We start from the raw sequence: 13,844 nt of genomic DNA, 5'->3' as shown, positions 1-13,844 counted from the left end.
TTTTATTATCCAGCTAATATGTCAACCTTCTTTTTCGCAGAGATGTTATTTTTTGTAATAAGACTTACAACGATCATAACAAGTGCATTAATAACAAGTGCAACAATCCCTACGTTTAGGTCTTTCATTAACTGTGGAAGGTGAGGAAAAGTTTGAGCGAATGTTTTTTCACCTAAATCAAATATTGAAACAATCGCCCCACCAAAGATAATCCCAGTAAAAGCACCGTATTTCGTTACAAAATTTTTCTTCATTAAGCTTAAGAAAAATGGTGGAGCAAGCTGCGTGATAAAATTATAAGCAACTATTGCAATACTAAATAACGAGTCTCCACCTTTAAATGTAAAATACACTCCTATTAGAGTAATGAACGGCACTAGAAATTTTATTAGTTTTGCAATCTGACTTTCTGATTTAGTAGGTACTATTACTTGATAAATATTTTTTACAAATAAGGTAGAGATTACCATTAAAATCATCGATGCGGGCACTAACGCTGCTAATACTCCTGTCCCTCCTATTAATCCTACAAACCAAGGATCAAAGTTCTTTTTTGAAAGAAGTAATAAAATTTTGTCACCGTCACTACCTTGTACACCTTTAATTTGTAAGATTGCTGCAAAGCCTACGAAAAACGCAAATAATAAGATTAATTGATACAGTGGCATAATGATTGCATTTTTTCTCAATACCTTTGCATTTTTCGCTGCAAAAATAGGTGGAAAAGAGTGTGGCCACATATACATCCCAATCCCACTTAATATAATAGTAGAAATATACCAGGTTAGATTCATACCATGTTTAGGAAGAATCGTAAAGTTAGGCTTTGCTTGTTCGATAGCCTGATACATTGGCTTAATACCACCATAAAAATGCAATGGAAAATAGATACCTAAAAATAGAATAATGGCAAGAATTAAAAAATCCTTTAAAACAGAAGTCCATGCAGAACCATGTATCCCTGATAGCATGACGAATAAAGTAACACCAAATGCGCCAAATATAATGGCCATTTTTGAAGAAATAACGCCATAAGAAGTAATTTCAACAATATAGCCTAAGCCTTTGAATTGTAGTACTAGGTAGCAAATTAAAGCGACGATTCCAACTATAGCTACAAGTACTCCAAGTATCGGACTGTCATATTTCTTAGCCATAAAATCTGACTGCGAAATGAGCTTATGTTTTTTGGAGTATTTCCAAATCTTAGGAAATGCCCAATAAGATATGATCGATGCGATACAACCGTAAGAAACGATACTAAAAATCGAACCTCCTTCACCATATGCCGAACCACTAGCGCCTAAAAAGGTAAAAGTGGTATACATTTCTCCAGCTGATAGTAAAAAGATGAAAAGCGTCCCCATTCCACGGCCACCAACAGACCATTGTTCTAAATCCATTTCTTTACCTTTTTTTGACCATAAGCCAATTACAATTGAAACAACAAAAAATAATAAAATAAAAAGTGTGCCGGTATTCATTATATTTCCTCCTCTTTATTAGCAGGATCAAATAAATAGATTAATCCTAAAAATGCAGTAGTTAGAAAAGACCACAGTACGATTGAGAAGTGAAAAAAAGGCATTCCAAGTACATAAGGTGTAACTTTATTCGAAAACAACGCACCTATTACAAAACCAATAATCGGAATAAAACCAAGTAAATAGATTTTCTTCATTCTCTACTCTCCTTAATATTAATTATTTAATATGTTAAAAGCTGCTTGAACAAAAATCTTTACTCCATCCTTTAAAGCTCTCTCATCAATATTAAATTTCGGATGATGATGTGGATACACTATGCCCTCTTCTTCATTTCTTACACCTACAAAAAAATAAGTCCCAGGAACTTCATTAAGGAATGCTGAAAAATCTTCACTACCCATTATTGGATTAATTAATATGCGGTTTTCTTCTCCAAATATTTCACAAACAGTTTTCTCTATTAAACTAGTTGTCTCATGATCATTAATGACCGGAGAATAACCGAAATGATATTCAATCTCATATTTTGCTCCATGAGCATTGGTGACTCCATTTACAACTTGCTCGATTAACTCCGGTATACGTTTTCTAACTTCAGGTTTAAAGCTACGAACAGAACCTCCGATTGTAACAAAGTTTGGAATGACGTTTACTGCTGTACCTCCGTTAAATTGTGTAACTGAAATGACAGCTGTATCAATTGGATCGATCTTCCTTGAGACAATATGCTGGATGTTTGTTACTACTTGAGTTCCGATTAGTATTGGATCAATTGTCTGGTTCGGCTGAGAAGCGTGACCACCTTCGCCAAAAATCGTAATTTTGAACATATCTGCACCAGCCATCATTGGGCCGTATTTCAAACCAATTTTACCGGTTTCCAAATTACTCATTAAATGCGCTCCGATAATCTGATCAACACCATTAAGCACTCCTGCATTCACCATCTCAATTGCACCACCAGGAGGTAATTCTTCTGCGTGTTGGAAAATAAATCGGATTTCACCTTTTATTTGATTTTTAAAGTTACATAGTAGTTTCGCAGCACCTAATAGCATTGCAGTATGTCCATCATGACCACATGCATGCATTATTCCATCATTTTTAGAACTAAATTTCATTATATTTTCTTCCTGTATCGGAAGTGCGTCCATGTCTGCTCGAATTGCCAGCACTTTCCCTGGGTAATCGCCTATTAATCTAGCAACAATACTAGTCTTAGTCGGTCTAGAAATTTCTAAGTTACCAAATGATTTTAGTTTGTCATACACAAATAGAGCAGTATTTTCCTCTTGAAAAGATACCTCAGGATTTTCATGTAAATATCTTCTCCATTCAATCACTTCATCATTTATCGAGCTAACTAATTCATCTAAATTTAATTCAGAAAAAATTTCGTACACGATCAATACACCTCCGAGATTTATTAAAATCATTTTAAGGAACATTTACGGTCTTTTTCCCTATATGTTGATTTTATTACTTGAAAACGGTTTCCACAATACTTTTTTGAAGAAAATTCTAAATATTATAAAAAATTAATCTAAAAAAATAAACATTCCAGTTTGAAATGTTTATTTAAAGCGATATATTTTACTAGGTCTTCCACGATAAGATAATGATTCCTCACCAATACATTCTAGTAATTCAACTTCACATAAATCCGCTACGATTCTCCTTGCATTTCTCTCTGTCATATTCAGTTGCTCCGCTAGGTTCTTTGTCGTAAAATCACTCCACCCCATTCTTTTTATAAGGTTTTCGATTTTATGAAATGTCTTCACGCTAATATTTCCTAACTTAAGTTTTTGCAACAATTCTTGATCATCTGTTCGGTAAGCATAAGAGATTTCTTCTTCACTACCAAATGACTCAATGATTTCACCATTACCTTGGACAATTAATATTTTTCGCTTATTCATCTCTTTTGACTGTTGAATTGATTCAATCGCATTTTTCTCTGCAGAAAAAACAGTCTCACCAAATCCAATACCTACCGAAACCTTCGAATCTGATTCTAACGATAACTGCTCAATCGTATTTTCTAACATTTTAATCTCTCGTTCAATTGCACCTCGAGAACTATAAATTAAATATTTACCGTACCCTTTTTCAATTAAAGAACCATTTAAACGCTCACAGAGTGTTAGAAGTACATTCTTGATACGTAGTTCGATGTGCTGTAAATGATACGGTGATTTTGATTTCTTTATAATACTCTCAAAATTTTCAATTTCAACGAATTCTACTGCAATTTGAGAGTCTTTAAAATAAAGACCTTTTACTTTTTCTCTTAATAGCTTTAATGTTTGCCGAATATCTACTCTACTAGTTGAAATCCATTCAACTGGAATTTCACGTTTTTTTAATTCCTGATAAATGTATGGAAAATTAGTCAAAACACCTTCTGTTTTATTTGATTCCCATAATTCAAGATGAAATTGTAAAATCCCCTCTAAATCAATCTCTTCTTCTTCCAACTTTTTTATATAAAGCTGCTCAAAAGGGGTATTCAACTGTAATAAAGCATCCTCTAAGAGATTAGAATATATTGGCATATCAACGCTTAATCGTCTAATTAACTTACCAGTAAAATACATAATATTTAGCAAACTTTTATAAACAGTAGCCTCAGTATGAGGAATATACAATAATTTTTCACTAGAATGTAGAAGTTTTTTTGCAATATTATATGGTAATTGCCCTGAAAACAGCCAGACATCAACATCTCGATCATGTTTCTTTACAATTTCTTTTGTCTCAACCGGCTCATCATATGCAAATGGGAAAAATTCAAATTCCTTTTCATATTCTTTAGAAAAACCTAAAATTCTTTCTAAAGACCACGCAGGGCCTACGAGTCCAATACGATACATTATTACACCCACCAATTACTCTATATTTATATAAACTATGTTTTTTTATATTTCTTGTACTTTATATGCTTATTAATAATCTTAACAGTATTTCCCTTTAAATTACCATGTTATTTACAATTAGTTAAACAAAAAAAAGACTTTTTCATCAAGAAGTGTTTCTTAATGGAAAGTCTCTTTAATTCTTTTAAAAATTTTCTATAATGGTTTCCTGATTGTTAAAATGAATTTAAATAATCCTTCATTTCATTAACTAACTCCTCAGGTGACTCATACATGCTCATATGCCCCGCACTGTTTAAAGTAGCAGTTTTTATATTTTCTTTTTTGACTGAAAAAGTTTTTTCTGGCGGAATGATTTGATCGTCTTTCCCAGCTAATAATAGAACTGGTAAATTCGTATCGTTAAGTACATGATTTCGATCTGGTCTGTCCTTCATGCTAATAAGTGCTTTAACCGTACCTTCGACTGAAGTTTTATAACCAATTTCCTTTGCTGATTCTATTTCTGAATTATTTTTTTGGATGTTGTTTGGAGAGAAAAGTTTTGGAATCAATCCATCCACTACATTTTTAACTCCTTCATTTTTTACTTTCTCAGCATTTGCCATTCTACCTTTTTTTGCTTCATCACTATCCGGATAAGCTGTAGAGTGAATTAATGAAAATCCATTTAAATACCGTTCATATCTTTCTGCAAATGCTAATGTAACATAGCCTCCCAAAGAGTGCCCAAACATCGTTACTTGGCTAATGTTTAATTGATCAAGTAGATCTTTCATTACATCTGCATAATCTTCAATTGAATGTTCTTCCTTTATAGAAGTAGACTCGCCATGCCCAGGTAAATCGATTGCGATTACTCGATAATTCTCTGCAAGCTTTGGTATTACTTTTTCCCAATATGCATGACTTCCCATAAAACCATGAATTAAAACAATTGTCTTACCTTTACCTTGATCCTTATACGCAATTGTTAAATTTTGAAGTTCTACTTTACTATTAATGATCATTCAACTCCATTCTAGTTTATTCGATAAATAGTAGACTATTTTCGTCTACCCTTTAATCACACTATAAATATAAATTACCATTATTTAAAAATATATACCAATTTATGTATTTTATATTTTTAATTTTCTATTGGGCAAATTGAATGATTATCATTTCTATGAAACTTTTATTAATTTGAATATTAACTATTGGATATTGGGCTTATTTTATTTGATTCCAGAATTTATTTGCTGATTTTTATACTATTTCAATGAGAATCAGTATTATTTCAACCGGTTGTGGCATTATATCAACGAGTTTTGGCATTATATCAACGGGTTTTGGTATTATATCAACGAGTTTTGGTATTATATCAACGGGTTTTGGTAATATATCAACGAAGTTCACAACTTTATCAATATTATTCAATTTATGTTCGCATTTTTCAATCTTCAGTCCTGGCTAGTTCAACGATCACATCTGTCAAAAAAATTATGAACGAAAACCAGCCTTTTATGCACAAAAATAGCTGCTTTATGAATAAAGTCCATATTTTGTTCGTATTTCTAAGCAAAAAAAGATGTCTCACAATAACTTGAGACATCTCCTTATAATATAGAACTTATCGATCCTCTGTTTTAAATACCGAATCATTTCGTTGAATAGTACGATTCTGATTTTTATTAATAAATAGATACGCTACAGATAGTACAATTAACCATGGTATACCGAATTGAAGCATAATTTTAAAGCCAGTAAACCACGAAGTAATTGTTAATCCTACTAATAAAATTGCTCCTAAAATTGTGAAATAAGGGAATCCAATCATTTTTACTGGTAATTTTCTACCGCCTGACTTTTCCCATTTCTTTCTAAAAAATAGATGAGATATAAAGATTGTCATCCATGTAAACATGGCACCAAACATTGATATTCCCATCATAAAAGCATAAGAAGAATCTGGAAGAACGGCATTGACAATAGCAGCAACAATAATACCGATCGTTGAAACTGAAAGCGCGCTTACTGGAACACCTTTTTTACTGACTTTCCCTAAAATCTTCGGAGCATGATTGCTTTTTGAAAGTGAATACACCATTCTTGTCGAAGCATATAATTGACTATTCATCGCAGATAAAGCAGCAGTCAATATAATAAAATTCATAACGCCAGATGCAAAAGGAATGTTTAATATTTCCATTACTTTTACGAATGGACTTTCATCAACTCCTGCCGATTTCCATGGAACGATGATCAACATAATACCGATCGTTAATACATAAAAAATCGATAAACGAAAAACTGTTGCTTTGAGCGCTTTTGGAACAGCAATATCGGGTTCTTTCGCTTCACCCGCTGTAACCGCTATCATTTCTGTTCCTAGAAAACTAAATAATGATATAAAAACAGCTACCCACATGCCCCACCAACCAAAAGGCATAAATCCTCCATCATTGGTCAAGTTCTCTACACCTATATTTCCGTGGTTAGATGACCCAAATAAAACATACGATCCAAGTAGGATAAATCCAACAATTGCACTTACTTTAATCATTGAAAACCAATACTCAAATGTTGCAAATGTATTAACACTTGTAGCGTTTATATAAATTAAAACTGCTGCAAAAAACGTAATCCAAACTATCCCTGGTACAGTTGGAAACCAATATTTCATATAGACTGCAATTGCACTTACTTCTACTCCAACTGCAAGTACTTGTGCAACCCAATATGAATAGCGGACAAGATAACCAGCCATAGGATGAATATATTTTTCGGCAATAGTTCCAAACGAGCCACTTGTAGGATGTGCAACAGTCATCTCAGCTAAACACCCCATTAGTAGTAAAACGATGAACGCACCTACTGCATAACTTAGTAATACGCTCGGTCCAGCAGTTTTTATTGCAAGTCCACTTCCAAGGAATAAACCTGTCCCGATCGCACACCCCATTGCAATCATCGTCAGTTGACTTGTTTTCAACTCCCTTTTTAAGCCTTTTTCTTGCTCGTTTTCAATTTTATAATTAGTGGTGGATTTCTTCATGATCTCATCCCCTTGTCCCCTTCGATAGCCAACTAAGCTTATGCCACAACTTCACGTTCATTTTTAAATTTTTCATACTGCTTTTCAATCATGATTTTCTTAAGTGTTTGCACAACTTCCCAAACTTCCTCGTAAGAAGTGTAAAGTGCTACAGGTGCAAGACGGATAATATTCGGTGCTCTAAAGTCTGGGATAATCCCATTTTCTTTCAGCGATTTACAAATTCGTGCTGCTTCTTCATGCTCCAGACTTACATGCCCTCCTCGACGTGCATCCTCTCTAGGTGACCCAATGAAAAATCCCATGTCAGGTAATTCTTTTTCAATACAATCCATTAAAAATTGATTTATACGAAGTGATTTTTCGCGAATCGCATTAATTCCAGCTTCTGTAAAAATCTCCAATGAACCAATTAATGGTGCACAGCTTAATACATGAGGTGTACCGATTTGATAAGCTCCAGCCGTTTCAGCAGGTGTTAGAGTGTGTTCCATATCAAATTGCTTATCTTTTCTTGAACTAAACCAACCTGCAAGTCCAGGCATTGCTCCAAAATGTTTACGATTAACAAATAAGCCACCTACTCCACCTGGTCCGCCATTTAAGTGCTTATAATTACACCAATATGCAAAATCAACATCCCACTCACTAAATGAATGTGGAATTGATCCAACTGAATGACATCCATCAAAGCCAATTAAAATTCCTCGTTTATGAGCTTCTTCCGTTAAACGCTTCATATCTAAAATTTGACCACTTCGATATAAAACTGTCGGTAAAATAATCAAAGCGATTTCATCCGTCATTGCATTAATAATATCGTTCTCTTCTAAATAACGGCCATCTCTACTCTTTACACAAACAAGATCATTTTCAGGATCTAATCCATGAACACGTAGTTGACTTTGAAGAGCATAAATATCGGAAGGGAATGTAAGCTCATCTGCTAAAATCTTTTTTCGATTACCATTTGGTTGAAAAAATGTGGCAACTAACTGATGTAAGTTAACTGTTGTGGAACCTGTTACAATTACTTCCTCAGCAGAAGCACCCACTAATGGAGCCAATTTCTCTCCTAATTTTTCGGCCATGAAAAACCAAGGATGATTTCCATTCGTCCAACCATCTATTCCGTAATTCTTCCAATCATCTAAAGATTCTAGTAAAGTGCGCTCAGCCCTTTTAGAAAGAAGTCCTAATGAATTACCATCCATATAGATTGAACCAGGTTTTAAGTAAAATTCATCTCTAAACTTTCTAAGTGAATCAACACTGTCCATTTTTTTTGCGTAATCTAATGTATCATCTATAACTTTCGTATCCATTTTGCTCCTCCTCTATCAATCTACTATTTATGAAAAAATCATATCAAAATAAACGACACTATGTCAATGACATGATGTCATATTTTCAGATAATAAAAACGATTCAAATATTAAAGATGATAATTACTAGCTTTTAAAGTTCAGTTTTTTCTTACATTTCTTCCATTTTTTTAAATTTACCTATATGCTAGAAGTAATATATCTTGGAGGATTGTAAGTATGAGTAATGACAAAGTAGAATCTAAGCGTCAATTACGTTCATTAATGACAAGACAGAAACTTTTAGAAGCTGCTAATGAGGTATTTCTTGAAGAAGGATTTCAAAAAGCTACTATTACACAAATGATAAAAAGAGCTGATATCGGATATGGAACAGCGTATGTACACTTTAAAGGTAAGGAAGACCTTTTGATTGTATTAATGGAAAGCGTCATGGAAAGATTTTATACAATTGCTGAAACTTCTTTTTTTCCAGAAACGAAAGAATCAGCAGAATCGCTCATATATAAACAGGCTACTTTATTTCTAAAAATGGCAGAAGATGAGCGAAATATGATGCAAATTTTCGAACAAGCTATTGGAATATCTGATGTAATCTCTGACAAATGGAAAATGATCCGTGAAAAATTTATTAATCGCATATCATTAGATATTTCTTACGCGCAAGAAAAAGGGTTAGCAAGAAAAGAGTTAAACCCTGAACTTGTCGCAAGAGCTTGGTTTTTTACAAATGAGATGTACTTGTGGGAAATCGTTCGAAATGAGCAGCATTATTCGATAGATGAAATTGCAAAAACAATCACATCACTATATACTACTGGTCTTTATTAGTAGTGGCTGTCTTTAAAGTTTGAGACAGCTTTTTTTGTTTGGTGTGCAAAGAAGGTAACAGCTCTTTTCTCAGTGTCGGATTAACAGAAATACGAACAAATTATGTATTTTGTTGATAAAGCTGTGAACTTTATTGATATAGTAGCTAATTTTGTTGATTTATAACCGATTTTTGTTGATATTGTTTGAACAGCACAAAAAACCCCGCAAGGAAGCCGAACCTCCTCGCAGGTTTTTACCATAAACGAGAAACTATTTCGATTTAGCGCTACAATACGTATCTCTTAATATAAACTTTTGAACTTTACCAGAAGCATTACGAGGAAGTTGATTAATAAATTCTACTTGTCTAGGAATTTTATAACCTGCTACTCGCTCACGGCAAAAAGCTTGAATTTCTTCAAGAGATAAATGATGGTTTGGTTTTAAAACGACAATGGCTGTTACGACCTCCCCCCATTTTGAATCTGGAGTGCCTATTACTGCCGCTTCTAAAATAGCATCATGTTCGTATAAAACATTTTCAATTTCAACCGAATAGATATTTTCTCCACCTGAAATTAACATGTCTTTACTACGGTCCACTAACGTAAGGTATCCTTCTTCATCAACAACAGCTAAATCTCCAGTGTACAGCCAACCATCTTTAATCGTTTCTGCTGTTTCTTTTGGCTTTTTATAGTATTCCTTCATAATTGTTTCACCTTTTAAGATCAATTCGCCAACTTCACCAGGTACAACTTCCTCATCCTTTTTATTAACTACTTTAATGACTGTATAAGGAAAAGGTGTTTTTCCTGTTTTACCAAAGTGTTGCTCATGATCATCAGGAGAAAGATAAAAACCTGTAGGACCTCCTTCTGTTAGTCCACATAAACTAAAAAATTGATTTGTATTAAATAATTTCATACTTTTCATTAAAATTTCTGGTGGCATTGGGGCTGCACCGTATGCGCATCTTTTAACGGATGATAGATCATATGATTTCGCATTTGGAACTTGTTGCAAGTAGTTATACATTGTAGGGACACCGAAGAATAAAGTAATTTTGTATTTTTCTATATCTTTTAAAACATTTTCTGGGTTAAATTCTCGATGAACAATATTTGTCATACCTAAATAGATACCTGGTAAAAGGAAGATTACAAGTTGAGCACAGTGGAATAATGGAGCAACATGCAAAAATCGATCATCGCAGCTCTGTCCCATTATTGCACTAAAACCATTTATTAATTTTTCAATTCTTTTATAGTCGAAAAGTGCACCTTTTGGCTGACCTGTTGTTCCAGAAGTATAAAGTAAATGAAAATCATCTTCGCCTGAAATCTCGACTTGTGGATCACCATCAATTGATGTCATAACCTCAAAAAAGTTTAAACAATTCGGCGATGAGCTTATTGGAGCAGTAATTATGTTTCTTACTTTAGTTGCTGATTTTGAAGCAGTTAAAACGACTTGTTCTAGTTCGGCATCACAAATTACCACTACACTATCCGACTGTTCCAAAATATATTCAACTTCACGAGATACGAGTCTGAAATTAACAGGAACAACAACCGCACCTATTTTTACTCCAGCAAAGTAACTAATCGCAAAGAAGTCTGAATTTGCCATCATAAGTGCTAGTTTCTCACCTTTTTTTAAGCCTAGTTTCTGTAAACCCCATGCAAAACGATTAACAATTTTATTGAATTCCTTATATGTGTATGTACGGTCTTGATAGACTAATGCTAATTTATCTGGGTGTCTCTGTGCGTTTAACGATAATACGTTTCCGATACTCATTTACTTACCCCCGTTTATAATAATTTAGAATTTAATCAATGGACCTTAAACCTCTTATTATAAGTGAATCATAGTTGTAAAGGGACTTAAAATACTGAATTTTCAATTTATTAAACAGATAGTTTCTCTACCATTCAATACATTCCTTCACTCCATCTCTTTTAGTTTCTTTATGTATTCTAGGTTGATCATTCTCTCTCCTTTATACAGGGGAATTATTATGGAGTGTTGATAGTTATATTTGCAAGATGATTTGATTTTAATTAAAATAGGGCAATCAAGAAAAAGCCATTCTCAGGTGAGGATGACTTTAAAATAATTAAGAAGCTATGTCGAAGTAATTACTGCTAAAAAAATTTCCTCTTATTGAGTAACTAAATTCCCTCCGTTTTGGACAACTACATGAACTTTAAAATCTAATGTTAAATTTGGATAGTATTTTGTACGCCAATGATTTAGCTCATTTCTAGAAAGTTTATTTCTAAAAAACTGTCCCAGCCCTAAAATATCAGATTCATTTTCCTGTAATTTAGTAAACATTTTATTAAATCGTTCGGTTAAAACTTTCTCCATATCTTTTCGAATTGAATTTGCAGATACATGATCTTTAATTTCAAGTATACTCACCTTTAGATTAATCTTACTCTCCAAATAAGGCCTGTGATTCCTAAATTTACTATCATGCTTCATCGTATTAGTTAAAATCAATACACTTCCATCATCAGTGATTTCAACTTTTCCTGTCGTACTTTCATCATTAAATGCATTAAATAAAAGTGTTTCATCTGGAGTAATTTGGTCTATCATTTTTCCATTTTTAATGACTGCTGCACCATTAATTTCAATTAACGTTGTTTTGCCAACTCTTAAAATTGGAATGGCAACATCTTGTGTGGTAGTATGAAAACTTCGGTAAGTCTTCCATACGCTAGTTAGTGCAATTTGAGGGGTCCACCCAGCACTTTTTTCAAAATAATCCAAAAGAGCAGTTCCACCTGGTTCTGATGATTCTTTCATTTTTGAAAAAAACGTACCAATATCATCTTCACTAATTGCAACTAACGTTTTTGGCGATACATCTCTCGATCTTACAAAACCCGAAATAATATCCTTCATCCCTTTTTCCGCTAATTCCCTATCAATAACGATTACCTTTAAATGGAGTAGGTCAACACTACTTTCCATATTCGTACTTATATTATCTATTGCGTGTGTAATTGTTTTACCTTCTCCAATGACTACTTTCGTTTTCATAGTATCTTGATATGGTTGTGGAATTTGGAGGTATACCATATAATTATTGCTCTTTTTAGAAATGCCTAAAATAACAGGCAGTACTCTATGATTAATGTCTTTATTATCCCAACAAGCACTAAGTGTTAAGATGAATAGTACTAAACATATTAATTTAGCAGACTGTTTAAATCTTTCCAATATTTCCTTCCCTCCATAACCGTTTACCACAAAAATAGACTGAAATTGGGACCGCAATCATGACAAAAAATCTTAAAAAGGAGTTCCATACAAAAAGTTTTTCAATTGTATCCCAATCTGGGATCAATAAACAAATGATAAAATTAAAGATCGTAATTGAAAGAATAAAATATATAGGTTTAATTGACGGAAAGCATGTATTGAAGATTCTAACTGTATTCCATAGAAATAAGGAGATAAATAGCATAGTAAAAGTTATCAAGCTCAACAAGAAAAAAGAAGTAACTCGATCAAACATTAACCAATTCAATTCCACTGTATCCAATGCCATTATTAATGGATACATTAAAGTGGAAGCAGTATTTTGTCCAAATGTAAGAAGTGGAATATAAACTGCAAGGATGTAACAAGGTATAAGGATTATGGCCCCTAGGAATATTTTTTTACGTTGAAAGGTTAAAAATGGTTGAATAAAACCTAAAAACAAAAAGCTTCCGCCAATCGCAAAAAAGCTAACATAAAATGATGAATTAGTAAAAAATGATAATTGTTTATTCATAATTGGGAAAGCATAGTGCCAATCAGTATTTTGAAAAGAGCTACTGAAAATTAGAATGATTAGCGGAAAAAATAAACAAGCAATTAAAACGCCGGTTCTGAAAATAACTTCTACCCCTTTAGACGCTAAATATGCCGATACTAAAAACAATAAAGTCAAAATTGACCATAATGGAGTTTTCGATAAAAACGTTATTAATATGATTTCAGAATAAGCACGAACAGTAATGATACTAATCGCGATAAAAAAAACAGTAATTGGCAACAAAAATAGTACAGCAACACCCTTACCTACACCAAGATAGATCGAAATTATGTCCTTGTTTGGACAGTAATTAAGACCTTTCGTATATACGGTAATAATAATAAAATGGATAATCAGCCCTACGACTATTAACATCCAGTGACCTTCATTACTGCTTGCAATTATATTTCTTGGATACAAAAAGAAAATAAGACTTAGATGAGTCATAATATACATAACGACCACTTGCCAACTTCTATCCAT

General features: G+C 33.1%; 11 protein-coding genes. 1 reads left to right on the top strand and 10 read right to left on the bottom strand.

Going from position 1 to position 13,844, the window contains the following annotated elements:
* Nucleotides 1-5 precede the first annotated feature (5 nt).
* The 7 genes from CN601_RS12015 to kynU form a co-directional block, all read right to left on the bottom strand.
* The gene (locus CN601_RS12015; RefSeq protein WP_098171183.1) at nucleotides 6-1,484 is read right to left on the bottom strand and encodes a sodium:solute symporter family protein; all 1,479 of its coding nucleotides are present in this window, start codon (nucleotides 1,482-1,484) and stop codon (nucleotides 6-8) included.
* Nucleotides 1,484-1,681 carry a DUF3311 domain-containing protein gene (locus CN601_RS12010; RefSeq protein ID WP_056473942.1) on the bottom strand — a complete coding sequence of 66 codons (198 nt, stop codon included), beginning with the start codon at nucleotides 1,679-1,681 and terminating at the stop codon, nucleotides 1,484-1,486. Before CN601_RS12010 ends, CN601_RS12015 begins: the two co-directional genes overlap by 1 nt.
* 18 nt (nucleotides 1,682-1,699) lie before the next feature.
* Nucleotides 1,700-2,890, bottom strand: coding sequence for a M20 family metallopeptidase (locus tag CN601_RS12005; RefSeq protein ID WP_306659822.1), 1,191 nt, complete (start codon nucleotides 2,888-2,890; stop codon nucleotides 1,700-1,702).
* A gap of 171 nt (nucleotides 2,891-3,061) precedes the next feature.
* Nucleotides 3,062-4,363, bottom strand: a complete 1,302-nt coding sequence (locus CN601_RS12000; protein ID WP_098171182.1) for a hypothetical protein — start codon at nucleotides 4,361-4,363, stop codon at nucleotides 3,062-3,064.
* Between the two features lie 218 nt (nucleotides 4,364-4,581).
* Nucleotides 4,582-5,376 carry an alpha/beta fold hydrolase gene (locus CN601_RS11995; RefSeq protein WP_306659821.1) on the bottom strand — a complete coding sequence of 265 codons (795 nt, stop codon included), beginning with the start codon at nucleotides 5,374-5,376 and terminating at the stop codon, nucleotides 4,582-4,584.
* A gap of 602 nt (nucleotides 5,377-5,978) precedes the next feature.
* Nucleotides 5,979-7,403, bottom strand: a complete 1,425-nt coding sequence (locus CN601_RS11990; protein ID WP_098171181.1) for an amino acid permease — start codon at nucleotides 7,401-7,403, stop codon at nucleotides 5,979-5,981.
* A gap of 38 nt (nucleotides 7,404-7,441) precedes the next feature.
* Nucleotides 7,442-8,728 (bottom strand): kynureninase, encoded by a 1,287-nt coding sequence (gene kynU / locus CN601_RS11985; protein WP_098171180.1) that lies wholly within the window; start codon nucleotides 8,726-8,728, stop codon nucleotides 7,442-7,444.
* A 219-nt stretch (nucleotides 8,729-8,947) separates the two neighbouring features.
* Between kynU and CN601_RS11980 the strand changes: the two genes are divergently transcribed.
* Complete coding sequence (locus tag CN601_RS11980) at nucleotides 8,948-9,559, top strand: TetR/AcrR family transcriptional regulator (protein ID WP_098171179.1); 612 nt, start codon at nucleotides 8,948-8,950, stop codon at nucleotides 9,557-9,559.
* A 252-nt stretch (nucleotides 9,560-9,811) separates the two neighbouring features.
* Here CN601_RS11980 and CN601_RS11975 read toward each other — a convergent pair whose 3' ends face one another.
* The 3 genes from CN601_RS11975 to CN601_RS11965 form a co-directional block, all read right to left on the bottom strand.
* Nucleotides 9,812-11,344: a class I adenylate-forming enzyme family protein gene (locus tag CN601_RS11975; RefSeq protein ID WP_098171178.1), complete on the bottom strand. Its 1,533-nt coding sequence runs from the start codon at nucleotides 11,342-11,344 to the stop codon at nucleotides 9,812-9,814.
* Between the two features lie 363 nt (nucleotides 11,345-11,707).
* Nucleotides 11,708-12,778 (bottom strand): Ger(x)C family spore germination protein, encoded by a 1,071-nt coding sequence (locus CN601_RS11970; protein WP_257131695.1) that lies wholly within the window; start codon nucleotides 12,776-12,778, stop codon nucleotides 11,708-11,710.
* Nucleotides 12,765-13,844: a GerAB/ArcD/ProY family transporter gene (locus CN601_RS11965; protein ID WP_098171177.1), complete on the bottom strand. Its 1,080-nt coding sequence runs from the start codon at nucleotides 13,842-13,844 to the stop codon at nucleotides 12,765-12,767. The genes CN601_RS11970 and CN601_RS11965 overlap by 14 nt, the downstream gene beginning before the upstream one ends.

This window comes from Bacillus sp. AFS017336 (genome assembly GCF_002555445.1).
In the GTDB taxonomy this organism is placed as follows: Bacteria; Bacillota; Bacilli; order Bacillales; family Bacillaceae_G; genus Gottfriedia.
The sequence above is the reverse complement of the archived record's forward strand: the minus strand, read 5'-3'. Positions and strand labels throughout refer to the sequence as shown.

Excerpts from the sequence above, each read along its gene's own strand:
- CN601_RS12010 (WP_056473942.1), bottom strand. The coding sequence starts at position 1,681 with ATGAAGAAAATCTATTTACTTGGTTTTATTCCGATTATTGGTTTTGTA.
- CN601_RS12000 (WP_098171182.1), bottom strand. The coding sequence starts at position 4,363 with ATGTATCGTATTGGACTCGTAGGCCCTGCGTGGTCTTTAGAAAGAATT.
- CN601_RS11975 (WP_098171178.1), bottom strand. The coding sequence starts at position 11,344 with ATGAGTATCGGAAACGTATTATCGTTAAACGCACAGAGACACCCAGAT.
- kynU (WP_098171180.1), bottom strand. The coding sequence starts at position 8,728 with ATGGATACGAAAGTTATAGATGATACATTAGATTACGCAAAAAAAATG.
- CN601_RS11965 (WP_098171177.1), bottom strand. The coding sequence starts at position 13,844 with ATGGATAGAAGTTGGCAAGTGGTCGTTATGTATATTATGACTCATCTA.
- CN601_RS11995 (WP_306659821.1), bottom strand. The coding sequence starts at position 5,376 with ATGATCATTAATAGTAAAGTAGAACTTCAAAATTTAACAATTGCGTAT.
- CN601_RS11980 (WP_098171179.1), top strand. The coding sequence starts at position 8,948 with ATGAGTAATGACAAAGTAGAATCTAAGCGTCAATTACGTTCATTAATG.
- CN601_RS12015 (WP_098171183.1), bottom strand. The coding sequence starts at position 1,484 with ATGAATACCGGCACACTTTTTATTTTATTATTTTTTGTTGTTTCAATT.
- CN601_RS11990 (WP_098171181.1), bottom strand. The coding sequence starts at position 7,403 with ATGAAGAAATCCACCACTAATTATAAAATTGAAAACGAGCAAGAAAAA.